24 protein-coding genes are annotated in these 26,103 nt (G+C 69.1%); 14 read left to right on the top strand and 10 right to left on the bottom strand.

Going from position 1 to position 26,103, the window contains the following annotated elements; translation table 11 throughout:
* Positions 1 to 6: 6 nt before the first annotated feature.
* A complete protein-coding gene (locus CAL25_RS19285) occupies positions 7 to 906 on the bottom strand; it encodes a LysR family transcriptional regulator (RefSeq protein ID WP_094802965.1) in 900 nt (299 codons plus the stop codon).
* Between the two features lie 107 nt (positions 907 to 1,013).
* On the opposite strand from CAL25_RS19285, the gene CAL25_RS19290 reads away from it, so the two are divergent.
* The 3 genes from CAL25_RS19290 (at position 1,014) to CAL25_RS19300 (ending at position 4,940) form a co-directional block, all read left to right on the top strand.
* The gene (locus CAL25_RS19290) at positions 1,014 to 2,708 is read left to right on the top strand and encodes an acyl-CoA dehydrogenase family protein (protein ID WP_094802967.1); all 1,695 of its coding nucleotides are present in this window, start codon (positions 1,014 to 1,016) and stop codon (positions 2,706 to 2,708) included.
* An 83-nt stretch (positions 2,709 to 2,791) separates the two neighbouring features.
* A complete protein-coding gene (locus tag CAL25_RS19295; protein WP_094802969.1) occupies positions 2,792 to 3,781 on the top strand; it encodes a Bug family tripartite tricarboxylate transporter substrate binding protein in 990 nt (329 codons plus the stop codon).
* 4 nt (positions 3,782 to 3,785) lie between these two features.
* Positions 3,786 to 4,940, top strand: coding sequence for a CaiB/BaiF CoA transferase family protein (locus CAL25_RS19300; protein ID WP_094802971.1), 1,155 nt, complete (start codon positions 3,786 to 3,788; stop codon positions 4,938 to 4,940).
* Between the two features lie 6 nt (positions 4,941 to 4,946).
* Here the strand turns inward: CAL25_RS19300 and ggt are convergent, their stop codons facing one another.
* Positions 4,947 to 6,689, bottom strand: a complete 1,743-nt coding sequence (gene ggt, locus CAL25_RS19305) for a gamma-glutamyltransferase (protein ID WP_170948549.1) — start codon at positions 6,687 to 6,689, stop codon at positions 4,947 to 4,949.
* 97 nt (positions 6,690 to 6,786) lie between these two features.
* Here ggt and CAL25_RS19310 point away from each other — a divergent pair, with 97 nt between their 5' ends.
* Positions 6,787 to 7,671 carry a LysR family transcriptional regulator gene (locus tag CAL25_RS19310; protein WP_094802975.1) on the top strand — a complete coding sequence of 295 codons (885 nt, stop codon included), beginning with the start codon at positions 6,787 to 6,789 and terminating at the stop codon, positions 7,669 to 7,671.
* A gap of 63 nt (positions 7,672 to 7,734) precedes the next feature.
* Here the strand turns inward: CAL25_RS19310 and CAL25_RS19315 are convergent, their stop codons facing one another.
* Positions 7,735 to 8,718: a tripartite tricarboxylate transporter substrate binding protein BugE gene (locus CAL25_RS19315; RefSeq protein ID WP_094802977.1), complete on the bottom strand. Its 984-nt coding sequence runs from the start codon at positions 8,716 to 8,718 to the stop codon at positions 7,735 to 7,737.
* Between the two features lie 231 nt (positions 8,719 to 8,949).
* On the opposite strand from CAL25_RS19315, the gene CAL25_RS19320 reads away from it, so the two are divergent.
* Complete coding sequence (locus CAL25_RS19320) at positions 8,950 to 9,840, top strand: AEC family transporter (RefSeq protein ID WP_094802979.1); 891 nt, start codon at positions 8,950 to 8,952, stop codon at positions 9,838 to 9,840.
* Positions 9,841 to 9,910: 70 nt separating this feature from the next.
* Here CAL25_RS19320 and fumC read toward each other — a convergent pair whose 3' ends face one another.
* Positions 9,911 to 11,302 carry a class II fumarate hydratase gene (gene fumC, locus CAL25_RS19325; RefSeq protein ID WP_094803313.1) on the bottom strand — a complete coding sequence of 464 codons (1,392 nt, stop codon included), beginning with the start codon at positions 11,300 to 11,302 and terminating at the stop codon, positions 9,911 to 9,913.
* A 117-nt stretch (positions 11,303 to 11,419) separates the two neighbouring features.
* On the opposite strand from fumC, the gene tsaE reads away from it, so the two are divergent.
* Both tsaE and CAL25_RS19335 read left to right on the top strand, forming a co-directional pair.
* Entirely contained in the window at positions 11,420 to 11,959 is a 540-nt protein-coding gene (gene tsaE / locus CAL25_RS19330) for a tRNA (adenosine(37)-N6)-threonylcarbamoyltransferase complex ATPase subunit type 1 TsaE (RefSeq protein WP_094802981.1), read from the top strand.
* Positions 11,890 to 13,299 carry an N-acetylmuramoyl-L-alanine amidase gene (locus CAL25_RS19335; RefSeq protein ID WP_141217953.1) on the top strand — a complete coding sequence of 470 codons (1,410 nt, stop codon included), beginning with the start codon at positions 11,890 to 11,892 and terminating at the stop codon, positions 13,297 to 13,299. Before tsaE ends, CAL25_RS19335 begins: the two co-directional genes overlap by 70 nt.
* 75 nt (positions 13,300 to 13,374) lie before the next feature.
* Here the strand turns inward: CAL25_RS19335 and CAL25_RS19340 are convergent, their stop codons facing one another.
* Positions 13,375 to 14,022: a VTT domain-containing protein gene (locus tag CAL25_RS19340; protein ID WP_094803316.1), complete on the bottom strand. Its 648-nt coding sequence runs from the start codon at positions 14,020 to 14,022 to the stop codon at positions 13,375 to 13,377.
* A 132-nt stretch (positions 14,023 to 14,154) separates the two neighbouring features.
* On the opposite strand from CAL25_RS19340, the gene mutL reads away from it, so the two are divergent.
* The 3 genes from mutL to CAL25_RS19355 are packed head-to-tail and all read left to right on the top strand — an operon-like array spanning position 14,155 to position 17,598.
* Positions 14,155 to 16,071 (top strand): DNA mismatch repair endonuclease MutL, encoded by a 1,917-nt coding sequence (gene mutL / locus CAL25_RS19345; protein ID WP_094802983.1) that lies wholly within the window; start codon positions 14,155 to 14,157, stop codon positions 16,069 to 16,071.
* Between the two features lie 8 nt (positions 16,072 to 16,079).
* Positions 16,080 to 17,018 (top strand): tRNA (adenosine(37)-N6)-dimethylallyltransferase MiaA, encoded by a 939-nt coding sequence (gene miaA, locus CAL25_RS19350; protein ID WP_094802985.1) that lies wholly within the window; start codon positions 16,080 to 16,082, stop codon positions 17,016 to 17,018.
* A 46-nt stretch (positions 17,019 to 17,064) separates the two neighbouring features.
* Positions 17,065 to 17,598: an ureidoglycolate lyase gene (locus tag CAL25_RS19355; protein WP_094802987.1), complete on the top strand. Its 534-nt coding sequence runs from the start codon at positions 17,065 to 17,067 to the stop codon at positions 17,596 to 17,598.
* 134 nt (positions 17,599 to 17,732) lie between these two features.
* Here the strand turns inward: CAL25_RS19355 and purM are convergent, their stop codons facing one another.
* A complete protein-coding gene (purM, locus tag CAL25_RS19360) occupies positions 17,733 to 18,782 on the bottom strand; it encodes a phosphoribosylformylglycinamidine cyclo-ligase (RefSeq protein ID WP_094802989.1) in 1,050 nt (349 codons plus the stop codon).
* A gap of 268 nt (positions 18,783 to 19,050) precedes the next feature.
* Between purM and hda the strand changes: the two genes are divergently transcribed.
* The 4 genes from hda to CAL25_RS19380 are packed head-to-tail and all read left to right on the top strand — an operon-like array spanning position 19,051 to position 22,284.
* Positions 19,051 to 19,752: a DnaA regulatory inactivator Hda gene (hda, locus tag CAL25_RS19365; RefSeq protein ID WP_094802991.1), complete on the top strand. Its 702-nt coding sequence runs from the start codon at positions 19,051 to 19,053 to the stop codon at positions 19,750 to 19,752.
* Entirely contained in the window at positions 19,749 to 20,447 is a 699-nt protein-coding gene (locus CAL25_RS19370; RefSeq protein ID WP_094802993.1) for an HAD family hydrolase, read from the top strand. Before hda ends, CAL25_RS19370 begins: the two co-directional genes overlap by 4 nt.
* Entirely contained in the window at positions 20,447 to 21,814 is a 1,368-nt protein-coding gene (gene pcnB / locus CAL25_RS19375) for a polynucleotide adenylyltransferase PcnB (RefSeq protein ID WP_094802995.1), read from the top strand. The genes CAL25_RS19370 and pcnB overlap by 1 nt, the downstream gene beginning before the upstream one ends.
* Positions 21,811 to 22,284, top strand: coding sequence for a 2-amino-4-hydroxy-6-hydroxymethyldihydropteridine diphosphokinase (locus CAL25_RS19380; protein ID WP_094802997.1), 474 nt, complete (start codon positions 21,811 to 21,813; stop codon positions 22,282 to 22,284). Before pcnB ends, CAL25_RS19380 begins: the two co-directional genes overlap by 4 nt.
* Position 22,285: 1 nt before the next feature.
* On the opposite strand, the gene CAL25_RS19385 is transcribed toward CAL25_RS19380, so the two are convergent.
* The 4 genes from CAL25_RS19385 to CAL25_RS19400 are packed head-to-tail and all read right to left on the bottom strand — an operon-like array spanning position 22,286 to position 26,044.
* The gene (locus CAL25_RS19385; RefSeq protein WP_094802998.1) at positions 22,286 to 23,191 is read right to left on the bottom strand and encodes a sugar kinase; all 906 of its coding nucleotides are present in this window, start codon (positions 23,189 to 23,191) and stop codon (positions 22,286 to 22,288) included.
* Complete coding sequence (locus CAL25_RS19390) at positions 23,188 to 24,024, bottom strand: HpcH/HpaI aldolase/citrate lyase family protein (protein WP_094803000.1); 837 nt, start codon at positions 24,022 to 24,024, stop codon at positions 23,188 to 23,190. Before CAL25_RS19390 ends, CAL25_RS19385 begins: the two co-directional genes overlap by 4 nt.
* Entirely contained in the window at positions 24,021 to 25,217 is a 1,197-nt protein-coding gene (locus CAL25_RS19395) for a CaiB/BaiF CoA transferase family protein (RefSeq protein ID WP_094803002.1), read from the bottom strand. Before CAL25_RS19395 ends, CAL25_RS19390 begins: the two co-directional genes overlap by 4 nt.
* The gene (locus CAL25_RS19400; protein WP_094803004.1) at positions 25,214 to 26,044 is read right to left on the bottom strand and encodes an FAS1-like dehydratase domain-containing protein; all 831 of its coding nucleotides are present in this window, start codon (positions 26,042 to 26,044) and stop codon (positions 25,214 to 25,216) included. Before CAL25_RS19400 ends, CAL25_RS19395 begins: the two co-directional genes overlap by 4 nt.
* Positions 26,045 to 26,103 lie beyond the last annotated feature (59 nt).

The following is a 26,103-nucleotide window of genomic DNA, read 5'->3' on the forward strand; positions in this document are numbered from 1 at the left end:
CGGTTTTCAGCCTTGCGCCGGCGCGCCGAAGTGCCGCCGCACGCTGGCCAGGGCCCGGGCGGCCAGCGGACTCGCCGGCCCGGCCGGCCAGATCAGCTGACTCTGCGAACGCGCGGTGTGGGCGAAGTTCACGAAGCGCGTGCCGGCCAGCCCGCTGCGGCGCAGGCAGGCCGGCACGATCGACACCCCCAGGCCCTGCGACACCAGCGAACACACGCTGAGCCAATGCCGCACCTCGTGCCGCACCGCGGGCCGGAACCCCGCCGCCACGCATAGCGACAGCACCGTCTCGTGATAGCTGGGCGAGGCCTCCCGCGCGAAGAACACGAAATCGTCATGGGCCAGCGCCGCCAGATCGATACGGCGCCGATGCGCCAGCGGATGATCCTGCGGCAGGCACACCACGAAGGGCTCCGCCATCAGATCCTGGCCGCGCACCTGCGGCGGCAGGGGATTGGCATGCACGAAACCCAGGTCCAGCTCACCGCGCCGCACGGCTTCGATCTGGTCGTGTGAGTTCAGCTCGCTCAACACGTGCTCCACCTGTGGCATGGCCTGGCGCAACTCGGCCAGCAGCCGCGGCAGCCCGCGATACAGCATCGAGCCCACGAAGCCGATGCGGCATCGTCCCTGCAGCCCGGCGTCCACGCGCCGCACCAGCACCCCGATCTCTTCCGACTGCCGCAACAGGGCCAGGGCCTGCGTATAGAGCGTGTGCCCTGCCGGCGTCAGCGCGACGTGGCGGCTCGTGCGCTCGAGCAGGCGCGCGCCCAGCTGCGTCTCGAGCTGGCGAATGGCGTACGACAGCGGGGGCTGCGATATGTGCAGGCGCTGCGCCGCGCGGCTGAAATGCCGTTCTTCGGCCACCGCGATGAAGTACCGCAACAGCCGGGGGTCGAGGTCCATACGCGTCTCCGATCTATATTTTCTCTGTATTGTTCAACACCTAAACGGTATTTGTATAGATCAATCCACCGGCGCACCATGCCAGGCATATCCCTTTGCGATCTGCCATGGACATGCCTGCCACCTTGCCCGCCGACACGGCCGTACCCGACTCGCGCGGCCAGAATCTCTTCGACTGCGATCCGTACGCCGGCCCGATGGCCGCGCGCTATCTGCCCGCCGACCTGTATGCCCATCTGCTGCCGCATCTGCACAGACTCGGCGCACTCGCCGGCGGCGAGATGGACGCGCTGGCCATGTCGGCCGATCAGCATCCGCCCACGCTGGCGGTGCGGCATCGCACGGGCGTGGATGCGTCGCGGGTCGAGAAACACCCCGACTACGTGGCGCTCGAGCGCCTTGCCTACAGCGAATTCGGCCTCGCCGCGCTCTCGCATCGCGGCGGTGTGCTGGGCTGGGCCGACCCGATGCCCGCCGCGGCCAAGTACGCGCTGAGCCACCTTTTCGTGCAGGCCGAGTTCGGCCTGTGCTGCCCGGTGAGCATGACGGACTCGCTGGCGCGCACGCTGCGCCGCTATGGCGATCCGGCATTGGTCGAACAGGTGCTGCCCGAGGTCACCAGCCTGGACTTCGACACGCTGCGCCAGGGCGCGATGTTCATGACCGAACAAGGCGCGGGCTCCGACGTCAGCGCCACCACCACCGAGGCGCATCAGGACGCCGACGGCAACTGGCTGCTGCAGGGCGACAAGTGGTTCTGCTCGAATCCGGACGCAGGCTATGCCATGGTGCTGGCGCGCAGCGAGCGCGAGCCGGGGCTCAAGGGCGTGTCGCTGTTCCTGCTGCCGCGCGACCTGCCCGACGGCCGCCACAATCACTACCGCATCCTGCGCCTGAAGGACAAGCTCGGCACGCGCTCGATGGCCAGCGGCGAGATCCGCCTCGAAGGCGCGCACGCGTGGCTGGTGGGCGAAAGGGGCCGCGGCTTCAAGCAGATGGCGGACATGATCAACAACTCGCGCCTGTCGAACGGGATGCGCGCGGCCGGCCTCATGCGGCGCGCCTGCGCGGAGGCGATGTACGTGGCGCGCGAGCGGCGCGCCTTCGGGCAGGCGCTGGCCGACATGCCGCTGATGCGGCGCCAGCTGGCGAAGATGATGCTGTGGGCCGAGCAGGCCCGCAGCGTGATGTATCAGACCGCGCAGGCCCTGGCCGACGCCGAGGCGGGCCGCGGCGACCCGGCGCTGCCCCGCATCATGACGCCGCTGATCAAGTTTCGCGCCTGCCGCGATGCGCGCAAGGTCACCGGGGACGCGATGGAAGTGCGCGGCGGCTGCGGCTACATCGAAGAATGGGTCGAACCCCGCCTGCTGCGCGACGCCCATCTCGGCTCGATCTGGGAAGGCACCAGCAATATCGTGGCGCTCGACGTATTGCGCGCGATCCGCCGCGAGCAGTCGTTGCCGGCGCTGCGCGCCCATGTCGACCGCCTGTTGGCGCAAGGGGTGCCCTGCCCCGACTCGTTGCGCGCGCAACAGGATGCGGCGATCGACGCGGCCTTCGGGCTGGCCGACCGCGCCGCGCAGGAGAATCTCGATGCCCTGGCGCGGCAGGCCGCGTCGGCGCTGTATCACGCGCTGTCGATCGCGGCGCTCAGGCACGAAGCCCGCGCCGACGGACTGGCGGGGCGCGCGCTGCTGGCCGACCAGGTGCTGCGCCATCGCCTGATGCCCCAGGATCCTTGCGCACCGGCCCAGGACGACGACGCCCTCAACCAGCGCGTGCTCGCGGCCCAACCCTGATTTCAACGGTGGCGCACGCCACCGCATGCTCGACCACCGGCGGCTCGATCCGCCGCGTGTCCACAACACAGGAGACATCCACCATGACCCAGCCTCTGCTTTCCCGCCTGGCCCGTTTCGGCGCCGCGCTCGCGCTCGGCGCGGGCGTTCTGGCCGCCCCGGCCCACGCCGAATTTCCCGATCGCCCCGTGACGCTGATCGTGCCCTTCCCGCCGGGCGGCCCCACCGACGCCATGGCCCGCCGCCTGGCCGAAGGCCTCAAACAGGAGCTCGGCCAGACCGTCGTGGTCGAGAACCGGGGCGGCGCCGGCGGCAACATCGGCGCCGAGGCCGTGGCGCGCGCCAAAGCCGACGGCTACACGCTGCTGTTCGGCACGTCCGGTCCGCTTGCGATCAACGTCAGCCTCTACAAAAACCAGGGCTACGACCCGCGCACCAGCTTCGCGCCCATCGTGCGTATCGGCCACCTGCCGAACATTCTCGTGGTGCATCCCTCGGTCAAGGCCGACAACGCGCAGGAGCTGATCGCCTACGCCCGCAGCCATCCCGATCAACTCAGCTATGCCTCGTCCGGCAACGGCGCCTCGTCGCACCTGGCGGGCGTGCTGTTCAATCGCATGGCCGGCACGCGCATCATGCACGTGCCCTACAAGGGCACCGGGCCCGCGCTCAATGATCTGCTCGGCGGCCAGGTGTCGATGTCGTTCACGGACATCCTGACCGCGCTGCCGTTCGTGCAGAGCGGCCGCCTGCGCGCCATCGGCCTGGCGAGCGCGGATCGTTCCACCGCCCTGCCCGAGCTTCCCACGCTGGCCGAACAGGGCCTCGCCGGCTACGACGTGAGCGTGTTCTTCGGCATCGTCGCTCCCAAGGACACGCCGCCCGACGTGGTCGCCCGCCTGAACCGCGCCTTCATCGCCACCCTGGACTCGCCGGCCGTGCGGGACACGCTCACGAAGCAGGGCATCGTGCCCGCGACCGACCGCACGCCGCAGGCCCTGGCCACCTTCATCTCGGCCGAGGTGGACAAATGGGGCAAGGTCATCCGCGACGCCAACATCTCGATCGACTGACGCCATGCATCCTTCCATACCGCAGGCCGGCGCGCTCGCCGGCTGCCGCATCATCGACCTCTCGCGCGTGCTGGGCGGGCCCTACTGCACGCAGGTGCTCGCCGATCACGGCGCCGACGTGCTCAAGATCGAGCCGCCCTCGGGCGACGAAACCCGCGGCTGGGGCCCGCCGTTCGCGCAGGGGGTGGGCGGCGACACGGCGGCCTATTTCGTGGGCGTGAACCGCAACAAACAGGGGCTCACGCTCGACCTCTCGCAGGAGGCCGGCCGCACGTTTCTGCGCGGTCTGCTGGCCGAGGCGGACGTGCTGGTCGAAAACTTCAAGCCGGGCACCATGGAAAAGTGGGGCTTGGGCTACGACACGCTCAAAGACGACTTTCCGCGCCTCATCCACTGCCGTGTCAGCGGCTTCGGCGCCGACGGCCCCCTGGGCGGCTTGCCCGGCTACGACGCGTGCGCGCAGGCCATGTGCGGGCTGATGAGTGTGAATGGCGATGCCGAGGGCGAGCCCACGCGGGTCGGGCTGCCCGTCGTCGACATGGTGACGGGGCTGAACGCGACGGTCGCCATCCTGCTGGCGCTCAACGAGCGCGTGCGCAGTGGCCTGGGCCAGTTTCTGGACATCACGCTGTACGACTGCGCGGTGTCCCTGCTGCATCCGCACGCGCCCAATTATTTTTACGGCGGCAAGGTGCCCGGGCGCAGCGGCAATGCGCATCCCAACATCGCGCCGTACGAGACCTTCGCCACGGCGCAGGGCACGCTGTTTCTGGCGGTGGGCAACCAGCGTCAGTTCGCCACCTTGTGCGCCACGCTGGGCGCGCCCGCGCTGGCCGAAGACGAGCGCTACGCCAGCAACGCGGCCCGCCTGGCGCACCGCGCGGCGCTGCACGAGGCGCTGACGGCGTTGCTGGCCGACAAGGAGGCCGCGGGATTCGCCGAGGTGCTGCTGGCGCGCGGCGTGCCCGCCGCCGCGGTGCAGGACGTGGCCGAGGTACTGGCGCACCCGCACACGCGCCATCGCGGCATGGTGATCGAACACGGCGACTACCTCGGCATCGGCAGCCCGATCAAGCTGTCGCGCACACCGGCCACCCTGCGCCGCCTGCCTCCCGCCCTGGGCGAGGACAACGCGGCGCACGACGCCCCGTCGTCCTGAGCCGGCTCAGCGTCCCAGCGCCACACCCTCGCGGCGCGGATCCGCGCCGCCCTGCAGGCCATCGAGTCCGATCACGATGCCCTGCAGGCCGCTGGGGAAGGCCTCCATCTTCACCTCGTGACCCATCGCGCGCAGCCGCGGCGCCAGGGCTTCCAGCGCGCTGCCGGCCTCGAGCTCGGTGGCCTTGTTGCGGCTGCCCCGATTCGCCAGCGCGATGGCCTGCTGGATATCGAGATTCCAGTCGAGCACGCCCACCAGCGTCTTGGCGACGTAGTTGATGATGGCGCTGCCGCCGGGCGAGCCCACCGTGAGATAGGGCTTGCCGCCACGGAACACGATCATGGGCGCCATCGAGCTGCGCGGACGCTTGCCGGGCTCGATGCGGTTCGCCACGGCGCGTCCCTCCGGATCGCGCCACGACGAAGAAAAGTCCGTCATCTCGTTGTTGAGCAGAAAGCCGCGCACGAAGATCTTGCTGCCGAACGCCGATTCGATGGTCGACGTCATCGACACCACGTTGCCCGCCGCGTCGACGGCGGTCAGATGGGTGGTGGACGGCAGCTCGAGCGCATCGTCGCGGGCGCGTTCGGCCAGCATCCCGGCCGGATCGCCGGGCAGGGCCACCTTCATGCTGCGGTCCGGCCGGATCAGGGCGGCACGCTGACGCAGATAGCCCGGCGCCAGCATCTGCGCGACCGGCACGGACACGAAGCGCGGGTCGGCCACATAGAAATCGCGATCGGCGTAGGCCAGGCGGCCGGCCTCGGCGAAGTAATGCACGGCCTCGACGCTGTCGGGCGCGAGGCGGGCGATGGGCGTGTGCTCGAGGATGCCCAGCATCTGCAGCACGGCCAGCGGACCGCTGGACGGCGGCGGCGGGCCGCACAGGCGATAGCCGCGATAGCGGCTGCACACCGGCTGCTCGATCTGGGCGCGAAAGCCGGCGAGGTCCGCTTCGGTGAGGTCGCCGGGTTGCGCGTGGCCGTGCACGGCCGCCACGATGTCGCGCGCGATCTCGCCCTGATAGAAGGCATCGGCGCCCTGCGCCGCCACGCGGCGCAACACCTCGGCAAGCGCGGGGTTGCGCAGGCGGTGCCCCACCGGCCAGGGCTGCCCCGCCGCGTCCAGGAAATACGCCGCCGCGGCCGGCTGCTTTGCCAGTGCGGGGGTCTGGCGCAGCATTTCGTGCAGCCGTGGCGACACCGCGAAGCCCTGCTCGGCCAGGGCGATGGCGGGCTCGAACAGACGCGCCCAGGGCAGCTTGCCGTGCGCGCGATGCGCCAGCTCCAGTCCGCGCAGCAGGCCGGGCGTGGCGACCGCGCGGCCGTTGTTCACCGACTCGGCGAACGACAGCGGTTTGCCGTCGCGCCAGAAGCGGTCCTGGCGGGCGGCGGCCGGCGCGGTCTCGCGGCTGTCGTATGACACGAGCTCGCCGCTCGCCGCGTCGTAATGCATCATGAAGGCGCCGCCCCCGATGCCCGACGATTGCGGCTCCACCAAATTCAGCACGAGCTGCGCCGCGATCACGGCATCGACGGCGCTGCCGCCTTCGCGCAGCACCGCCGCGCCGGCCTCGCTCGCCAGCGGATTGGCCGTGGCGATCATCTCCTGGCGCGTCTGCACCAGCGGCTTCGCCTGAAAACCGGACGCGCCCTCGGGGTTCACGTCGGCGGCGGGCTGGCGCGCCTGTGCCGGGCTCAGTCCCAGCGTGGCCAGCAGCACCAGACCGGCCGCCCATTTCATTTGCATCGTCATCCCTGTCCCCTCGCCTCGGAGACCCCATGATAGCCAAGCGGCGCCCGGGTCTCGCATAGAATCGCTGCTGGACCGATCCATTCCTTCCACCATGCGCCTGCGTCACATCGAAATCTTCGAAGCCATCCGCCGCACCGGCTCCCTGACCGAAGCGGCGGCCGCGCTGCATATCTCGCAGCCCGCGGCCAGCAAGCTGCTGGCGCATGCCGAAACGCAGCTGGGATTCAAGCTGTTCGAACGGGTCAAGGGCAGGCTGGTGGCCACGCGCGAGGCCGAGATCCTGACGCCCGAGGTGGCACGGCTGAATCAGGATCTCAACAGCGTGCGACGCCTCGCCGCGAGCCTGCGCGACAGCCCCAACGGCCATCTGCGCGTGGGCTGCGCGCCCGCGCTGGGCCTGGGCCTGCTGCCCGGCGTGATCCGCGCCAGCCGCGATGCCCAGCCCGGCATCACGTTCGATATTCACACCCATCACAGCGCCGAGCTGGTGCAGGGCCTGATGGCCCGCGAGCTCGATCTGGCGATCACGTTCGATACCAACGACTACGCCGGCCTCACCCGCGCGCCGCTGGGCCACACGGAACTGGTGCATCTGAGCCGGCGCCCGGCCACCGATGACGACGCGCCCACGCGTCTGTCCGACCTGTCCGGCGACACGCTGATCGTGCTCGACGCGCGCGATGCCTCGGGCTCGATGCTGCAGATGGCGCTCGACGCGCAAGGCCTGGCGCCGCCGGTGGCGATCCAGGTCCAGACGCACTACGTCGCGTGCGCGCTGGCCGAGGCCGGCTGCGGCGAGGCCATCGTCGACGCCTACACCGCGCGCGCGATGCTGCGGCCCGGCATGGTGTCGCGGCGTCTCGAGCCGCCGCTGCGGGTGCCGATCAGCCTGCTCACGCGCAGCCACGAAGCGCTGTCGGCGCTGCACCGCGACTTTATCGAACGCCTGCGCACGGCCTGCACCGCCGCGCCATGAAAAAGGGCACCCTCGCGGGTGCCCCTGTCAGATCCGGCATGCCCGCGCGAGGCGGGCCCGGGATCAGTCGAGCTTGATGTTCTGCTTCTTGACCACGTCGGCAGCCCAGTCGTATTGCGCCTTGATTTCCTTGGCGAATTCTTCCGGGGTGTTGCCCGACGGGGCCGAGCCCTGATCGGCGAGGGTCTTGATGACCTTCGGATCCTTCAGGGCCACGACAGCGGCGTCACGCAGCTTGTTCACGACTTCCATCGGGGTGCCCTTGGGCGCCAGCAGGCCATACCAGACGGGCTGGTTCAGCACCGGGAAGCCGGCATCCTTGAACGTCGGGACGTCCTTGATCGAGTCGATGCGCTCGGGCCAGGCGATGGCCATGGCGTTGAGCTTGCCGGCCTGGATCTGCGGCATGGACGACGGCAGGTTGTCGAAGATGATTTCGATCTGACCGCCGACGGCGTCGGCCACGGCCGGGCCCGAACCCTTGTAGGGCACGTGCACGATGTCGGTGCCGGTGGCCATCTTGAAGGACTCACCCATCAAGTGCAGCACGCCGCAGGTGCCCGAGCTGCCGTACGAGTACTTGCCGGGGTTCTTCTTCAGCTCTTCGAGGAAGCCCTTGAAGTCCTTGGCGGGGAACTTGGGGTTCACGGCAACGACGTTGGCCGTGTTCGCGAAGTTCGTGACCGGCTGGAAGTCGGTCAGGGGGTTGTAGGGCAGATCCTTGGGACGGCAGGCCGGGTTCACGGCCATGGTCGAGACCGTGGCGATCGACAGCGTGTAGCCATCGGGCGCGGCACGCGCGGCTTCCGATGCGCCGATGGCGCCGCCGGCGCCGCCCTTGTTCTCGACCACCATGGGTTGGCCGAGCTCCTGGCTCATGCGCTGGGTCACGATGCGCGCGATGATGTCCGTCGAGCCACCCGGCGCGAACGGCACGATCACACGAATGGGCTTGTCCGGGAAATTGGCGGCTTGTGCGCCGCTCGTTACGGCAGCGATACCTGCGGCCATGGCAATGGCCTGGACCAGGGTGCGGACTTTGATCATGGGTGTGCTTCCTCCTAGATTTACGGCGTCCCCGCGTGAGAGATGCCGATGTGCCGATCGCCCTCTGTGGATGAGCGATATCTATGATTGTTTGCGGACGTGAAATGCGGTGTGTCTCATGCAAGCCCAGGGCGGGCCCCGCCACGTCAGAACCATGGAGAATAGCAGCAAATCGCGCGATTGCGGTAGCATGCCCGCCAGCATTCCTTTCCGAGTCCTGAACGAAACACCATGTCGGTCGCACTGCTGGTCCTGCCGGATTTTCTGTTGGTCGCCCTGGGTTGGGTACTGCGTCACAGACTGGGTTTCGCGCGCGAATTCTTCGCCGGCACCGAGCGCCTCGTCTACTTCGTGCTGTTCCCCGCGCTGCTGTTCCAGTCCATCCTGCGCACCCCGATCAGCGCCGGCAACGCCGCCCTGCTTCTGCAGGCCGCGGCCATCATGATCGGCGCCGGCACGCTGCTGTCGTGGCTGGCGGGCCCGATACTGCGGCCGGCCCCGGTGGCGCTGGCGTCGGCGGCGCAATGCGGCTATCGCTTCAACACCTACATCGGCCTCGCGCTGGCCGCGAGCCTGGGCGGGCAGCCGGGCCAGACGGTCATGGCGCTGATCATCGGCTTCGCGGTGCCCATGGCCAATCTCTCGGCCGTGTACGGGCTGGCGCGGCACAACGGCAAGAACCTCTTCGGCGAGCTGCTGCGCAATCCCCTCGTCGTCTCCACCGTGCTCGCGCTGCTCTGCAACCTCGCGGGCCTGCACCTGCCGGGCCCCGTCGATATCGTGTTCAGCCGGCTCGGCAGCGCGGCCATCGCACTCGGCATCATCTGCGTGGGCGCCAGCCTCTCCTGGGAAGGCGGCAAGGGCCATGGCCGGCTCATCAGCTGGATGCTGGTCGTCAAGCTCGGGCTGATGCCCCTGGTGGCGCTGGGCGCGGCCTGGCTGCTCGGCCTCGATCCGCTCGCCACCCGCATGCTGGTGCTGTTCGGCGCCCTGCCCACCGCCTCCGCGGCCTATGTGCTGGCCATGCGCATGGGCGGCGACGGCCGCATGGTGGCCGTGCTGATCTCGCTGGGCACGCTGTTCTCGGCCGTCACCATCCCGCTCTGGCTGCTGATGCTCTGACGCGCCGTGGCGGCAGCGGCCATGAAAAAGGCCGCGCCTGTCAGGGCGCGGCCTTGTCATCGGCGGCTGATCAACGCTTGGCGTTGGTCATGTCGGCCGGCACGACCCAGGCTTCGAACTCCGCCTCGGTCACGTGGCCCAGGGCCAGCGCCGATTCCTTGAGCGACAGGTTTTCCTTGTGCGCCTTCTTGGCGATCTGAGCGGCCTTGTCGTAGCCGATGTGCGGATTGAGCGCGGTGACGAGCATCAGCGAACGATCCACCAGCTCGGCGATGCGCTCGCGGTTGGGCTCGATGCCCTGCGCGCAATGCTGGTCGAAGCTGTGCATGCCGTCGGTGAGCAGGCGCACCGATTGCAGGAAATTGTGGATGACGAGCGGCTTGTAGACGTTGAGCTCGAAATTGCCGCTCGCGCCGCCGATGTTGATGGCGACGTCGTTGCCCAGGACCTGCGCGGCCAGCATGGTGATGGCTTCGCACTGCGTCGGGTTGACCTTGCCCGGCATGATCGAGCTGCCCGGTTCGTTTTCGGGGATGCTGATTTCGCCCAGGCCCGAACGCGGGCCGCTCGACAGCCAGCGCACGTCGTTGGCGATCTTCATGAGGCCGGCGGCCAGCGACTTGAGCGCGCCATGCGCGAACAGCAGGGCCTCGTGCGATGCCAGCGCCTGGAATTTGTTGGGCGCCGAAACGAAGGCCGTGCGGGTGTCGTGCGCGAGCACGGCGCTGACCTTGGCGCTGAACTCAGGATGGGCGTTCAGCCCGGTACCGACGGCGGTGCCGCCGATGGCCAGCTGGTGCAGGCCCGGCAGCGTCGCGCGGATCTGCTGCTCGGCCAGGTCGAGCTGGGCGACGTGGCCCGAGAGCTCCTGGCCCAGCGTGAGCGGCGTGGCGTCCTGGAGGTGGGTGCGGCCGATCTTCACGATGTCGAAGAACTCGGCGCTCTTGGCCGCCAGCGTGGCGCGCAGCGCCTTGAGCGCCGGCAGCAGGTGGTGCTCGACCTCGACCGCGGCCGCCACGTGCATGGCGGTGGGGAAGGTGTCATTGGACGACTGGCCGCGATTGACGTGGTCGTTGGGGTGAACCTTGCGCCCCTCGCCGCGCTCGCCGCCCAGCAGCTCCGAAGCGCGGTTGGCCAGCACTTCGTTCATGTTCATGTTGCTCTGCGTGCCCGAGCCGGTCTGCCACACGGACAGCGGAAACTCGTCCGGCCACTTGCCCGCGATCACCTCGTCGGCGGCGCGCACGATGCCGTCGGCGATGGTGGCGTCGAGCTCACCCAGCTCGGCGTTGACCTTGGCGGCGGCCTGCTTCAGGCGCGCCACGGCGGTCACGAGCGGCACCGGCATCTTCTCGGTCGAGATCGCGAAGAAGTGCAGCGAGCGCTGCGTCTGCGCGCCCCAGAGGTGGTCGGAGGGCACTTCGATCGGTCCGAAAGTGTCTTTTTCGGTGCGGGTCTTCATGAATCGCTGCTCCATCGGCAAGGCTTATTGAATAAGAATTACTTTCAACTGCAAGCGTACCAGAAACTCACTTTCTATAATCGGCATCCCTGATCGTTTTACCACCGGCCCACGCCCATGTCCTCCACGCCCCCGCTAGCGACGCTGGCTTTGCACCTGCCCGACGAGGCCGCGACCGACGCGCTCGCGCAGCAACTGGCCCCCTTTCTCGACGGCCGCGAAGGGAACGTCGGGGGACACATACATCTGCGCGGCGATCTCGGCGCCGGCAAGACGGCGTTCAGTCGCGCACTACTGCGGGCGAGCGGTATCAAGGGCCGGATCAAAAGTCCGAGCTACGCCCTGCTTGAATCCTATAAAGTTTCTAACTTATACTTCTATCACCTTGATTTCTATAGATTTAGCGATTCGCGCGAATGGTTGGACGCCGGATTCCGGGATTTGCTGCGTGACGACGCGGTAGTTTTGATCGAATGGCCCGAACGTGCGGGAGGGCTTTTGCCTCCGCCGGACCTGCAGATTGCCCTGGTATACGCGGACCAGGGACGGAACGCTGATCTGTCTGCCTTTACCGCCCGAGGACAAAAATGGTTGAACGCGATGGCAATACGGCAAGCGGCGCATCCTCGCCCCGCTCAGCCACCCGGCGACGCTTGATCAGCGTCGCCGCAACCCTGCTCGTTCTCCCCGTCATCCCCCGTTTTGCCCAGGCCGCCACCATTCTTGCCGTGCGGACCTGGCCGGCCGACGAATACACCCGCGTCACCCTCGAACTCGATCACGAGCTCAAGGCCGAGCAATTCACGCTCGAAAATCCGCACCGTCTCGTGGTGGACATCGAAGGCCTGTCGCTGAGCCCCGCGCTCAACGATCTGGTCTCCAAGGTCCGCCCCGACGATCCCTACATCCAGGGCCTGCGCGTGGCGCAGAACCGCCCCAATGTCGTGCGCATGGTGTTCGACCTGAAGCAGGCCGTCGCGCCGCAGGTCTTCACCCTCAAGCCCGTGGCCGACTACCAGTTCCGTCTGGTGCTCGACCTCTATCCCAAGGTGGCGCAGGATCCGCTGGTCGCCATCCTGAACAAGCAAGGCGCCGGTCCCGACGTCGAGGATCCGCTCGCGCGCATTCTCGATGAGATCTCGCGCAATCCGGTCACGCCCTCGCCGGGCCAGCAGGCCCCCGCGCCCGCGCCGCTCGCGCGTGGCCAGCAGCAGGCGCCCACGCTGCCCTCTCCGGCAATCACGAGCCCGGCGCCCTCGCCCGGCCGCGCCAGCGCGGGCCGCAAGCGCATGCTGACCATCGCGCTCGATCCGGGCCACGGCGGCGAAGACCCCGGCGCCGTCGGCAAGAGCGGTCTGCGCGAAAAAGACGTGGTGCTGCGGATCGCGCGGCGCCTCAAGACGCTGATCGACGCGCAGCCCTACATGCGCGCCTACCTCACGCGCGACGACGATTACTTCGTGCCGCTGCACGTGCGTGTCCAGAAGGCCCGCCGCGTACGCGCCGATCTGTTCATCTCGATTCACGCCGATGCCTGGATCAAGCCCACGGCAAACGGCTCGTCGGTGTTCGCGCTGTCCGAGCGCGGCGCGACCAGCGCGCAGGCGCGCTACATGGCCGACAAGGAAAACGCAGCCGACCTGATCGGCGGCGTGAACCTCGGCAGCCACGACCGCCAGGTGCAACGCGTGCTGCTCGACCTCTCGACCACGGCGCAGATCAACGACTCGTTGAAGGTCGGCTCGGCCTTCCTGGACGAGATCCGCAAGATCAACCGCCTGCACAAGAACAGCGTCGAACAGGCGGGCTTCGCGGTGCTCAAGGCGCCCGACATCCCGTCGATCCTGGTCGAGACCGCCTTCATCAGCAATCCCCAGGAAGAGGCCAAGCTGCGCTCGGCCTCGCACCAGGACGCGCTCGCGCAGGCCATGATGACCGGCATCTCGCGCTATTTCACCGCCAACCCGCCGCTCGCGCGGCTGGGCGACGCCGGCTGAGTTCGCTTCCGGCACCGCGCGTAGCGGCCAAAAGAAAACCTGCCCTCGGGCAGGTTTTCTTTTGGCTGGTCGATATCAGGTGTTCGGCCGACCCCGGCGCCGCTGCCACAGCCGCACCACCGCGGCGGCGATCAGCGGCACGATGGCCGCGGCCAGGCCCAGCAGCACGATCGTGTTGAGGTGATCCTTGATGATGGGGATGTTGCCGAAGAAGTAGCCCAGCGTGACCAGGCCGACCACCCACAGGAGCGCGCCACTCACGTTGAAGAACTGGAACCGCCCCATCGGCATCTGCGCCACGCCCGCCACGAAAGGCGCGAAGGTGCGCACCACCGGGATGAAGCGCGACATCACGATGGTCTTGCCGCCGTGGCGGTCGTAGAACATGTGCGTGCGCATCAGCGCGCCGCGATCGAGGAAACGCACGTTCATGGTGAACACACGCGGACCGATCGCGCGGCCGATCGCGTAATTGAGGCTGTTGCCCGTGATGGCCGCGACCACCAGCAGCGCCGCCATCCACAGCGGATTGATCGCGCCGGTGGCGCCGAACGCGCCCGCGATGAACAACAGCGAATCGCCGGGCAGAAACGGCAGCACCACCAGCCCGGTCTCGGCGAACACAATCGCGAAGAGCGCGAGATACACCCATGCTCCGTAGTTCTCGATCCAGACGCCCAAGGTCTGATCGATATGGAGCACCATATTCAGAAATTCCATCACCATCTCGATAGGGCGTACTGCGCCCGAATTGGGGCCTCACTATACCCGCCGCGCGGCCCCGCCACGGCAGCGCTAAAATCGTCGAGTCTGCCCATACTGTCGCCGCCCCGCGCGGCCCAAGCCCTGCGCCTCATGTCCGAACGCCGTTCCATCGCCCCGCTCCCCGACCTGCTGATCAGCCAGATTGCCGCCGGCGAGGTGATCGAACGTCCGGCGTCGGTCTTGAAGGAAATCCTTGAGAACGCGATCGACGCGGGCGCCCGGGCCATCGAGGTGCGGCTGGAGGGCGGCGGCATCCGCCGCATCGCCGTGAGCGACGATGGTGGCGGCATCCCGCCCGACGAGTTGCCGCTGGCCGTGGCGCGCCACGCGACCAGCAAGATCCGCTCGCTCAACGAACTCGAGTCCGTCGCATCGATGGGATTCCGCGGCGAAGCACTGGCCTCGATCGCATCGGTCGCGCGGCTGTCGATCATCTCGCGCACGCGCAACGGTGAACACGCCTGGCAGATCGACGCGTCTAGCGGCGAGATCACGCCCGCCTCGGGCCCGGCCGGCACCACGGTCGATGTGCGCCAGCTGTTCGACGCCGTGCCGGCACGCCGCAAGTTCCTGCGGGCCGAGGCCACCGAGTTCGGCCACTGCGTCGACGCACTCGAACGCATCGCACTGGCCCACCCCGAGATCGCCTTCCGCCTGTTTCATCACGATCGCGCGCAGAAGCAATGGCTGCCGGCCGACCACGGCCAGCGCATCCGCGACGTGCTGGGCGCCGAGTTCGCCAGCCAGGCGCTGCCCGTCGATACGCGTTTTGGCGCCATCGGCCTGATCGGCATGGTCACGCGGCCCACCGCCGCGCGCGCCCGCGCCGATCGCCAATACCTGTATGTCAATGGCCGCTACGTGCGCGACCGCACCGTCAGCCACGCCTTGCGTTCGGCCTACGCCGACGTGCTCCACGGCGACCGCCAGCCGGCCTATGTGCTGTACCTCGACATCGATCCCACGGCGGTCGACGTCAACGTCCACCCCGCCAAGAGCGAAGTGCGCTTCCGTGACAGCGGCGCGGTCCACCGCTTCGTCAATCAGGTGATCGGCCAGGCCCTGGCCCAGACCGGCGGCGCCGCCGTCGCTGCCGATCCCGCCACCGGCGAAGTCCACACCGACGCCGCCGGCGCGGGCGGCGCCAGCCCGGCCATGGCCGAGTCCGCGAGCCGCCCCCAGCCCTACACCGCGCCCGCCGCGCGCCCCGCGCACAGCCAGGTTCCGTTCCGCCTCGCCGAGCCAGAGGGCGTGCCGGTGCGCGATTGGCAGAGCCTGTACCGGCCGCTGCCCGACGACGCCGCGCCGCCGGCCTCGGCCACCGTGGCCGCCTGGCAGGCGCCGGCCGCGCCTGCCGAGACCGCGCCCGCGCCCGTGGCGCGCGCCTTCTCGGCCCCGGCCACGCCCCTGCCCGCCGACGAAGAGCATCCGCTCGGCATGGCCCTGGCCCAGGTCCACGGCATCTACGTGCTCGCCCAGAACGCGCGCGGCATGGTGCTGGTGGACATGCACGCCGCGCACGAGCGCGTGGTCTACGAACAGCTCAAGCGCGCGCTCGATGCGCGCGCCCTGCCGCGCCAGGATCTTCTGGTGCCGGTGGTGTTCCATGCCCAGGAAAAAGACGTGGCCCTGGTCGAAGAACACGGCGAACAGCTGGCCGAGCTCGGCTTCGAGATGCGGCCGTCGGGCCCCACCTCGATCGCGGTGCGCAGCGTGCCCGCGCTGCTGGCCCGCGGCGACATCGAAAGCCTGGCCCGCGCCATGCTGCGCGACCTCGCGGCCGTGGGCGAATCGCGCCTGCTCACCGAGCAACGCAACGAACTGCTCGCCACCATGGCCTGCCACGGATCCGTGCGCGCCAACCGCAAGCTCACGATCGAAGAGATGAACGCCCTGCTGCGCCAGATGGAAGCCACCGAGCGCGCCGATCAGTGCAATCATGGCCGGCCTACCTGGGTGCAGTGGTCGATCTCCGACCTCGACAAGCTGTTCCTGCGCGGTCAGTAGGACGACCGATGAGCAATCGTCCGATCCTGTGCCTGGCGGGCCCGACCGCCGCCGGCAAGAGCGCATCGACCCTCGCATTGGCCGAGCGCTGGCCGCTCGAGATCATCAACGTCGATTCGGCCACGATCTACCGTGGCATGGACATCGGCACGGCCAAACCTTCCGCCGCCGAACAGGCCCGCGTGCCGCAGCATCTGCTCGATATCCGCGATCCGGCGCAGTCGTATTCCGCCGCCGAGTTCCGCGACGACACGGAGCGCCTCATCACGGAGATCGAGGCACGCGGCCGCATTCCGCTGCTCGCGGGCGGCACGATGATGTACTACAAGGCGCTGCGCGAGGGCCTGGACGACCTGCCGCAGGCGGATGCCGCCCTGCGCGCCGAGATCGACGCGCGCGCCGCCCAGTCCGGCTGGCCGGCGCTGCATGCCGAACTGGCCCGCCTCGATCCGGTCACCGCGACGCGCCTCGCGCCCAACGACAGTCAGCGCATTTCGCGCGCGCTCGAGATCTGCATCCTCTCGGGGCGGCCGATGTCGGCACTGCTCACCGGCCCGCGCGCCACGCCGCAGTCGCATCGCTACGTCACGCTCAGCCTCGAACCCGGCGATCGCGCGGGCCTGCATGCACGCATCGCGCAACGCTTCGACGCAATGCTCGCGGCCGGCCTGCTCGACGAAGTGCGCGGCCTGCATGCCCGCCCCGATCTGCACCCGGCCCTGCCGTCCGTGCGCTGCGTGGGCTATCGCCAGATGTGGGCGCACCTCGACGGCGAGATCGACCTCGACACCGCGCGCGAACAAGGCATCGCCGCCACGCGCCAGCTGGCCAAGCGTCAGCTCACCTGGTTGCGCGCGCAACCCGATCGTCTCGTGGTGGATTGCCTCGCGCCCGACGCGGTCGCGCGCACGATCGACCACGCCGCCCGCCTGCTCGAGCCGCGCTGAGCAGCCCGCGCCGCCCCGCCGTGCTTCGCCCAACGCCACCGCACCCATGAACGAAACCCTTCCGCTGCGCATCGAACCCCTCCACGCCACCGCCGTGCTGCCCTACGGGTGGATGCTGGGCAAGCCGGTCGAGTCGGCGCCCGCCGGCACCGCGTTCGCCAGCCCGGCCTCCGACTTCTGGCAGGAGCATGTCTTCGATACCGGCACGGGTGGCGAGCCCGAGATTCTGTGGGTGGACTATCGCTCGGCCGAGCCGGTGATCGCCCGTCTCGAGGTGCATGACCTGACCGAGCAGGCGGTCGTGCCGCTGACCGCCGCCATCGTGCAGGTCGTGGCGGCGAGCACGGCCCCCGGCACGCCGGACCTCGGCACGCTCAGAGCCTTCCTGGTGCCGCAGGGCCAGGGCATCTGCATGAAGCCTGGCACGTGGCACGCCACGCGCACCGCCGGCGCCGAGGCGCGCTGCCTGATGCTGACCCGCCGCTCCACGACCCGCGATCTCGCGGCGCATCTGAACGACGGCGCGCCCATTGCCGAATCCCGGCTCGCCGACGTGCCGCCCCTGCGCCTGACGCGCTGACGCGGCAGCCAGCGCGCATCCTCCGCGCAACCGCCGCACCCCGTCGCACGCGTTCGCCGCGCGGCAAACAAAAAAGCCTGGCGCCGTTTCCGGGCCAGGCTTTTTCGATGCGATGCGGCCGCGGCCGCCCGCGCTCAGACCACGATGGTCTGGGCCATGCCGTCTTGTTGGGGCACGATCTCGCCGATGCGGTTGACCGTTTCACCCTGCGCGCGCAGCGTGGCCGCGACGGCGTCGGCCTGATCGGCCGACACCACCAGCACCATGCCGATGCCGCAGTTGAACACGCGGTGCATTTCCGCGTCGGCCACGCCGCCCTGCTGCTGCAGCCACTGGAACAGCTTGGGCATTTCCCAGCCATCGCGGTGCAGCTTGGCCGTCAGGCCGTTCTGCAGGATGCGGGGCACGTTGTCGACCAGACCGCCGCCGGTGATGTGGGCCAGACCCTTGATCGCCGAGCCGTGCGCGGCCAGCGCGGCCAGCACCTGCTTGACGTAGATGTGGGTGGGCGCCATGACGACGTCGACCAGCGGCTGGCCGTGGAAGTCCTGGTCGGGACGGGCACCCGCGCGTTCGAGAATCTTGCGCACCAGCGAGTAGCCGTTGGAATGCGCGCCGCTCGATGCCAGGCCCAGCACCACGTCGCCCGGCTGGATCGACTTGCCGTCGATGATGGCCGACTTGTCGACGGCGCCGACGGCGAAGCCCGCCAGGTCGTATTCGCCATCGGGGTACATGCCCGGCATTTCGGCGGTTTCGCCGCCGATCAGCGCGCAGCCGGCCAGCTCGCAGCCGCGGGCGATGCCGCCCACCACCGAAGCGGCGGTGTCGACCGACAGCTTGCCGCAGGCGAAGTAGTCGAGGAAGAACAGCGGCTCGGCGCCCTGGACCAGGATGTCGTTGACGCTCATGGCGACCAGGTCGATGCCGACGGTGTCGTGACGGTTCCATTCGAACGCCAGGCGCAGCTTGGTACCCACGCCGTCGGTGCCCGAGACCAGCACCGGCTCGCGGTACTTCTTGGGCACTTCGAACAGCGCGCCGAAGCCGCCGATCCCGGCCAGCACACCGGCGCGCATGGTGCGCGCGGCCAGGGGCTTGATGCGGTCGACCAGCGCGTCGCCCGCGTCGATGTCGACCCCGGCGTCGCGGTAGGTCAGGGGAGCGGAGTGTTCAGTCGTCATGGAGAAACCGTGGGGGTTGTAACAATTGCGGAATTAGGTGGAACTTCGGGATTTTACGACGTTAGCCGCCGAAAGCGCCGAATACCGCGCAAAAGCGCATGCAGACTGGCTGTACGGCCCGCGAGTGGCCCGCTTCCCGGCCTCGCGCGGTAGCGCGCGCGCGACATACCGCCCGCCGTGGTTTAAAGTTCGGGGTTGGCCGCGCGCGGCCGGCTTTCCGTGGACTTTCGCGGGCCGCGCGTACCGAAGCCCGATTTATCGCCATTTCATGAACCGCCAGCTGCTGCTCGACGTTCTTCCTGCGCCAGCGCCCTCGCTGAACAACTATATTGCCGGCCCCAACGGGGAGGCGCTGGCAGCGGCGCGCGCATTGCGTGCCGGCCGTGCCATCTACCTCTGGGGCCCGGCCGGTTGCGGCCGCTCGCACCTGCTGCGTGGCCTGACCGCTCGCGAAGACGCCATCTACATCGATGCCGAGCGCGGCCTGCAGGCCCTGCGCACGCTGGCCGAAGCCGATTCCACGGCGCCGATGCCGAAGTTCATCGCCGTCGACGACGTGCACCGGATGGATGAACGGCGGCAGGCCGGCCTGTTCGCCCTGTACAATCGCTGGCGCGAATCCGCCGCGACCGACCGTGCGTTCGCGCTGGCCGTATCGGGCGACCGCGCCCCGATGTCGCTGCCGTTGCGCGAAGACCTGCGTACGCGGCTGGGCTGGGACCTCGTGTTCCGCCTCGATCCGCTGTCCGACGCCGACAAGCTGGCGGCGCTGTCCGCGCAGGCTGCCGACCGTGGCCTGCACCTGGCGCCCGAGATCATCAACTGGATGTTGACGCACCACGAGCGCGACATCCGCAAGCTTGCCGCCCTGCTCGACGCGCTGGACCGCTACTCGCTGGCCACGGGCCGCCCGATCACCACCGCTCTGTTGCGCGCCATGCTCGCAGACCCCCACTCCTCATCGACATGACCACCCGCCGCCTCGCCCTGTTCGACCTGGACCACACCCTGCTGCCGCTCGATAGCGACTATCAGTGGGCCGACTTCCTGGCCCGCACCGGCCGCGCCGGCGACCCGGACGAGGCGCGTCGCCGCAACGACGACCTGATGGAGCAGTACAACCGCGGCGAGCTGACCGCCGAGCAGGCGGCCGAGTTCATGCTGGGTCTGCTTGCCGCGCACTCACCGTTCGAGCTGGCGGCCTGGCACGAAGAATTCATGACGCAGGTGATCCGCCCGGCTTTCGAGGCGCGTCCGCGCGAGCTGGTCGAACGCCACCTCGCCGCCGGCGACCTGTGCGCGGTCGTCACCGCCACCAACAGCTTCGTGACCGCGCCGATCGCGCGCGCGTTCGGCGTGCCGGTCCTGATCGCCACCGATCCCCAGTATCTCGGCGGCCGCTACACCGGCCGTATCGAGGGCACGCCGGCCTTCAAGGAAGGCAAGGTCGTGCGCGTGAACCAGTGGCTGGCCGGTCTCGGCCTGTCGCTCGCCGATTTCAGCGAATCGTTCTTCTACAGCGATTCGGTCAACGACGTGCCGCTGCTCGAAGTGGTCACGCAGCCCGTTGCCACCAACCCCAGCCCGCGCCTGCGGAGCATCGCTGCCGAACGCGGCTGGCAAGTGCTGGATCTGTTCGACCACATGGAAGATTCCAAGTCCTAATGATCACCGAGACCATCAAAAAATTCGTCGGACGTCTGTTCGGCCCCGCCCTGCGAGGGGGGCCGCAGCGCATCCCGCATGACCGTCACGGGATCGACCGGCGCAACGTGTCGCGCCACGCCATCAAGGTGTGCGAAGTGCTGCGCCAGCATGGCTACGAAGCCTATGTGGTCGGCGGCGCCGTCCGCGACCTGATCGTCGGCCTGGAACCCAAAGACTTCGACGTGGCCACCAACGCCACGCCCGAGCAGATCCGCCCGCTGTTCCGCCGTGCCCGCATCATCGGCCGCCGCTTCCAGCTGGTGCACGTGGTGTTCGGCCAGGAGATCATCGAGACCTCCACGTTCCGCGCCCCCGCCACCGAAAGCCAGGAGACCGACGAGCACGGCCGCATCCTGCGCGACAACGTGTTCGGTTCGCAGGAAGAAGACGCGGCCCGCCGCGACTTCACGATGAATGCGCTCTACTACGATCCCCACACCGAAGAGGTGATCGACTATCACCAGGGCGTGCAGGACCTGAAGAAGCGCCAGGTGCGCATCATCGGTGATCCGGTCAAGCGCTACCGCGAAGACCCGGTGCGCATGCTGCGCGCCGTGCGTTTCGCGGCCAAGCTCAACGGCAGCATCGACACCGCCACGCGCGCGCCGATCCGCACGATGGCCGCGCTGATCGAAAACGTGCCGGCTTCGCGCCTGTTCGACGAAATGCTCAAGCTGCTGACCTGCGGTCATGCGATGGACTGTCTGCGCCAGCTGCGCGGCGAAGGTCTGCATCACGGCCTGCTGCCGCTGCTCGACGTCGTGCTGGAGCAGCCCGGCGGCGAACACTTCGTCGAACTGGCCCTCGAGCGCACCGACGCGCGCGTGCGCGCGGGCAAGAGCATCAGCCCCAGCTTCTTGTTTGCGGCGCTGCTGTGGCAGTTGGTGGATGTGCGCTGGAAGCAGCTGCGCGCCAATGGCGAGCACACCATTCCCGCGCTGATCCAGGCGGCCGATTCGGTGCTCGACGAGCAGACCGAAAAGCTCGCGATCCAGCGCCGCTTCTCGTCGGACATGCGCGAGATCTGGTTCATGCAGCCGCGCTTCGAGCGCCGCGCCGGCAAGACCATTTATCGCATGATCGAGCAGCCGCGCTTCCGCGCCGCCTGCGACTTCCTGCAGCTGCGTGCCGCCGCGGGCGAGTTCGACAGCGTGCTGGCGCAATGGTGGATGGACCTGGCCAACGCCGACGACGACACCCGTGCCGAGATGATCGAAGACACCGCGCGCCTGCCGCGCGAGCCGGGCGACGCGCCGGCCTCGACGCGCAAGCGCCGCCCGCGCCGCCGCCGCTCTTCCGGTGGTTCGGCACCGGCCGCCGAATGACACTCGCCTACGTCGGCCTGGGTGCCAACCTGGGCGACAGCGCCGCGACCCTGCGGCACGTGGCCGGCGAGCTCGGCGCCACGCCGGGCATCGAGATGGTCACGGTCTCCCCGTTCTATCGCAGCGCGCCGGTCGACGCGACCGGCCCCGACTTCATCAATGCGGTCGCCGCGCTGCACACCACGCTGGCGCCGCTGGCGTTGCTCGATGTCCTGCAACGCCTCGAGCTGGCCCACGGCCGCGAACGCCCTTATCGCAACGCGCCGCGCACGCTCGATCTCGATCTGCTGATCTATGAAGGCGTGACGCTGGATCATCCCCGGCTCACGCTGCCGCATCCGCGCATGCACGAGCGCGCCTTCGTGCTGCGGCCGCTGGCCGACCTGGCCCCCGCGCTGATCCTGCCGCAGGGCGCCCTGCCGGCCCTGATCGCCGGCGTGGCCGATCAGGCCATCGAACCGCTGGCCTGAATCAGGCCGGTGCGCGCTCGGGATAGCGCGCCCGCACCGCCTCGACATCGGCCTGGCCCGGCAGGCCCGCCTCGTTGCCCAGATGCTGGATCTTGTACGCCGAGGCCGCGCGCGCCCAGCGGAAGTGCTCGATCCAGGGCAGTTGCGGGCGCAACGCATACGACCACACATAGGCGCCATGAAACACGTCGCCGGCACCCGAGGTGTCGACCACCTGTTCGGCCGGCACGGCCAGCGCCGGCAGGCGCTGCAGCACGCCGTCCTCGCCGTACCAGAGCATGCCGCGCTCGCCCTGGGTCACGGCGCCCACCCGGCAGCCGCGGCCACGCAGCAGCGCGAGCAAGCCTTCGGCGGACAGGCCCATCTGCTCGCACAGGCGTTCGGCACACACCGCCACATCGATGTACTGGAGCAGCTCTTCGGTACTGCTGCGCAGACCGCCGCCATCGAGCGAGGTGAGGATGCCGCGTTCACGGCAGGCACGCGCATAGTGCAGCGCCGCGTCGGGCTGATGCCCGTCGAGGTGAAGCACGCGATACGGCGCGACATCGAGCTGGGGATAAGCGGCGAGATGGTGGTCATCGCGCGCGCGGACAATGGCGCGCCGGCCCGCGTTGGGCATGATGAACGACAACGAAGAGCGGGCGACGGGCCGGCCGTGCAGCGCGACACCGTGCCGCTGCGCCATCGTGGCGAACAGGCTGCCGAAGGCGTCGGGCGCCTCGGTGCAGATGAGGTCGGGCGCGCCGCCCAGCCGGGCGTAGGCAAAGGCCGCGGTGACCGCATTGCCGCCGAACGACACGGCGTAGTCCTGCGCGACGGCTTTGTCGTCGCCGGTGGGCCAGTGCTCGGCCAGCACCGTGACGTCGATATAGGTGTGGCCGACGAAGAGCGCGCGGGCGCTCATCGTGCGACCGGCGATTCGCCCGCGAGCTCAAGCAGGCGGCGCGCGCGCGCGATCACCGGCGCATCGACCATCTTGCCATCGAGCTTGAAGGCGGCGGCCCCACTCTCCTTGGCGGCGCGCAGCACCTCGCGCGCCCAGGCCACGTCGGCCAGCGGCGGCAGGAACGCCTCGTGAATGACCGGCACCTGATTCGGATGAATGCAGAGCATGCCGCCGAAGCCCATGTCGCGCGCGCGCATCGCGGCGGCGCGCAGGCCGGAGCTGTCCTGGATGCCGGGAAACACGCCGTCGAGCGGCTGGGCCAGGCCGGCGCCGCGGCTGTGCAACAGCACCTGGACCCGTGCCTGATCGAGCACGACGTCGGCCCCGTCGGTGTCGGGACTCAGGCCCAGATCGAGCGCGAAATCCAGGCTGCCGAAGGCGAGCCGGGCGACGCCCGGCGTGGCGGCCACCTCGGCCACGTTGATCAGGCCCTGCGCGGTTTCGATGATCGGCAGCACGGCGATGCCGCTCTGCGCCACATGGCGCACCTGAGCCAGGCTCTCGGCCTTGGGAAGCAGCAGCCCGGTGATATTGCCGCGGCCCCGGCAGGCCTTGATGTCGGCCTCGTGCCAGGGGGTGCTGGCGTCGTTGATCCGAACCCACACGCGCGCCTCGGGATGGGTGCCGAGGAAGTCGCAGAGCGACTCGCGCGCGGCGTCCTTGCCGAGATGCTCGACCGCGTCTTCGAGATCGACGATCACGGCATCGGCGCCGGCCGCCAGGGCCTTGGGAATGCGCTCCGGCCGATTGGCCGGTACAAACAGCGCGGTTCGAATCACTGTCGCCATCACACCACCTCCGCTGCACGCAGGCGCGCCACCTCGTCGGGCGCGTATCCCAGCGATGCTAGCACCGCATCGGTGTTTTCGCCCACCGCGGGGATCGCGCCCATGCGCGGCTCGTAGCGGTTGCTGACAGCCGGCGGCAGCAGGGCCGGGATCGGCCCCGCAGGGCTGTCGACCTCGCGCCAGCGATCGCGCGCGGCGAGCTGCGGATGGCTCCAGACGCCGCGCATGTCGTTCACGCGCGCGTTGGCGATGTGCGCGGCCTCCAGCCGCTCGGTGACCTCATCGATCGAGAGCGTGGAAAACGCGTGCACGATCAGCGCGCGCAAGGCATCGCGATTGGCCGTGCGGCGGGAATTCGAGGCATAGCGCTCGTCGGCCGCGAGCTCGGGCTGGCGCAGCACCTGTTCGCAGAACACCTTCCATTCGCGCTCGTTCTGCAGCCCCAGCATGATGGTGTCGCCCCCCGCGACGGGGAACGGGCCATACGGATAGATGGTGGCGTGCGCCGCGCCCGCGCGTGCGGGCGGCGGGGCGCCGTCGAACGCGTAGTACATCGGGTAGCCCATCCACTCGACCATGCTCTCCAGCATGGACACGTCGACACGGCTGCCCTCGCCCGTGCGCTGGCGCAGCAGCAGGGCATTGAGGATGGACGAGTAGGCATACATGCCGGCCGCGATGTCCGAGATCGAGCAGCCCGCCTTCACGCCTTCGTGGGGCGTGCCGGTCACGGACACGAAACCGCTTTCGCTCTGGATCAGCAGGTCGTAGGCCTTTTTGTCTTGGTACGGACCGCCCTCGCCGTAGCCGGAGATGTCGCACACGATGAGGCGAGGAAAGCGCGCGTGCAGCGCGTCGAACGACAGACCGAGGCGCGCGGCGGCGCCGGGCGCGAGGTTCTGGACCAGCACGTCGGCCTGGCCCAACAGGCGCTCCATGACCTCGGCGGCATCCGGCTGCTTCAGGTCGAGCCCGAGGCTTTCTTTCGAGCGGTTGGTCCAGACGAAGTGCGACGACAGGCCGCGCACGCGCTCGTCGTAGCCGCGCGCGAAGTCGCCTACGCCGGGACGCTCGATCTTGATGACGCGCGCCCCCATGTCGGCGAGCTGGCGCGTGCAGAACGGCGCCGCGATGGCATGCTCCAGGCTCACGACCGTGATGCCCTCGAGTGGCAGAATCCCGGGCGCCGCGCTCATGCTTCGAACCTCAGTTCGGCCTGATGCGCCAGCGTGCCGCCCTGCTCCGCCCACAGGCGGGCCAGACCGGGCTCGACGATGGCGCCCGCGGCCTGGAAGGGCGCGGGGCTGATGAGCGGGCGCAGGCCGCGATAGCTGAGGTGCGACAGACGCGCCCGCGGCTGGGCCCGGCGAAACGCCGCCACCATCGAGGTGGCGATCAGCGGGCCGTGCACCACCAGACCGGGATAGCCCTCGGTGCCGGTGACATAGGGATGATCGTAGTGAATGCGATGACCGTTGAACGTGACCGCCGAGTAGCGGAACAGCAGCACGGCGGAGGGCTCGATCGTGTCGGACCACTGAGCCTGCGGCGCCGGCTCGCTGCCCTCGAGCTTGGGCGGCGAGGGCTGGCGGTAGACGATGTCCTGTTCTTCCTGGATGGCGACGCGGCCTTCCTGGTGATACTCGTGGCGCACGGTCACGAACAGCAGCGAGCCCGTGCGGCCGGTCTTTTCCTTGACGTCGGCCACGGTGGACACGCGCTCGGCCGGCACGCCGACACGCAGCGGCTCGCGGAATTCGACCCGGCCACCCGCCCACATGCGGTTGCGGTCATTGGCCGGCGGCAGAAATCCCCCGCGCGCCGGATGGCCGTCGTTGCCCAGCCCATCGGACTCGACCGCCTTGATGAAGTAGGCCCACTGCCACAGCGGCGGCAGGGCCTCGCCCGCGGCCGGCGCCGGCTCCCCCAGCGTGGCGGCGATACGGGCGGCGTGCACCGGATCGAGCGTGTCGGCCACGCGTTCGGTGCTGCCGATCCAATCGGCGGGGTTGGCGTCGTTCATGGCACATCCTCTTCGATGAAACTGAGTCAGGCTGGCAGCATGCCCGCCCTGCCCCACCC

The organism is Bordetella genomosp. 5 (assembly GCF_002261315.1).
In the GTDB taxonomy this organism is placed as follows: Bacteria; Pseudomonadota; Gammaproteobacteria; order Burkholderiales; family Burkholderiaceae_B; genus Bordetella.

Bases quoted from the DNA above. Each gene is read 5' to 3' on its own strand.
- CAL25_RS19285 (WP_094802965.1), bottom strand. From the start codon at position 906: ATGGACCTCGACCCCCGGCTGTTGCGGTACTTCATCGCGGTGGCCGAA.
- tsaE (WP_094802981.1), top strand. From the start codon at position 11,420: ATGTCCTCCACGCCCCCGCTAGCGACGCTGGCTTTGCACCTGCCCGAC.
- CAL25_RS19295 (WP_094802969.1), top strand. From the start codon at position 2,792: ATGACCCAGCCTCTGCTTTCCCGCCTGGCCCGTTTCGGCGCCGCGCTC.
- CAL25_RS19355 (WP_094802987.1), top strand. From the start codon at position 17,065: ATGAACGAAACCCTTCCGCTGCGCATCGAACCCCTCCACGCCACCGCC.
- purM (WP_094802989.1), bottom strand. From the start codon at position 18,782: ATGACGACTGAACACTCCGCTCCCCTGACCTACCGCGACGCCGGGGTC.
- CAL25_RS19400 (WP_094803004.1), bottom strand. From the start codon at position 26,044: ATGAACGACGCCAACCCCGCCGATTGGATCGGCAGCACCGAACGCGTG.
- miaA (WP_094802985.1), top strand. From the start codon at position 16,080: ATGAGCAATCGTCCGATCCTGTGCCTGGCGGGCCCGACCGCCGCCGGC.
- CAL25_RS19395 (WP_094803002.1), bottom strand. From the start codon at position 25,217: ATGAGCGCGGCGCCCGGGATTCTGCCACTCGAGGGCATCACGGTCGTG.
- CAL25_RS19380 (WP_094802997.1), top strand. From the start codon at position 21,811: ATGACACTCGCCTACGTCGGCCTGGGTGCCAACCTGGGCGACAGCGCC.
- CAL25_RS19290 (WP_094802967.1), top strand. From the start codon at position 1,014: ATGGACATGCCTGCCACCTTGCCCGCCGACACGGCCGTACCCGACTCG.
- CAL25_RS19370 (WP_094802993.1), top strand. From the start codon at position 19,749: ATGACCACCCGCCGCCTCGCCCTGTTCGACCTGGACCACACCCTGCTG.
- mutL (WP_094802983.1), top strand. From the start codon at position 14,155: ATGTCCGAACGCCGTTCCATCGCCCCGCTCCCCGACCTGCTGATCAGC.
- CAL25_RS19310 (WP_094802975.1), top strand. From the start codon at position 6,787: ATGCGCCTGCGTCACATCGAAATCTTCGAAGCCATCCGCCGCACCGGC.
- pcnB (WP_094802995.1), top strand. From the start codon at position 20,447: ATGATCACCGAGACCATCAAAAAATTCGTCGGACGTCTGTTCGGCCCC.
- CAL25_RS19320 (WP_094802979.1), top strand. From the start codon at position 8,950: ATGTCGGTCGCACTGCTGGTCCTGCCGGATTTTCTGTTGGTCGCCCTG.
- CAL25_RS19335 (WP_141217953.1), top strand. From the start codon at position 11,890: ATGGTTGAACGCGATGGCAATACGGCAAGCGGCGCATCCTCGCCCCGC.
- fumC (WP_094803313.1), bottom strand. From the start codon at position 11,302: ATGAAGACCCGCACCGAAAAAGACACTTTCGGACCGATCGAAGTGCCC.
- hda (WP_094802991.1), top strand. From the start codon at position 19,051: ATGAACCGCCAGCTGCTGCTCGACGTTCTTCCTGCGCCAGCGCCCTCG.
- CAL25_RS19300 (WP_094802971.1), top strand. From the start codon at position 3,786: ATGCATCCTTCCATACCGCAGGCCGGCGCGCTCGCCGGCTGCCGCATC.
- ggt (WP_170948549.1), bottom strand. From the start codon at position 6,689: ATGCAAATGAAATGGGCGGCCGGTCTGGTGCTGCTGGCCACGCTGGGA.
- CAL25_RS19315 (WP_094802977.1), bottom strand. From the start codon at position 8,718: ATGATCAAAGTCCGCACCCTGGTCCAGGCCATTGCCATGGCCGCAGGT.
- CAL25_RS19385 (WP_094802998.1), bottom strand. From the start codon at position 23,191: ATGAGCGCCCGCGCGCTCTTCGTCGGCCACACCTATATCGACGTCACG.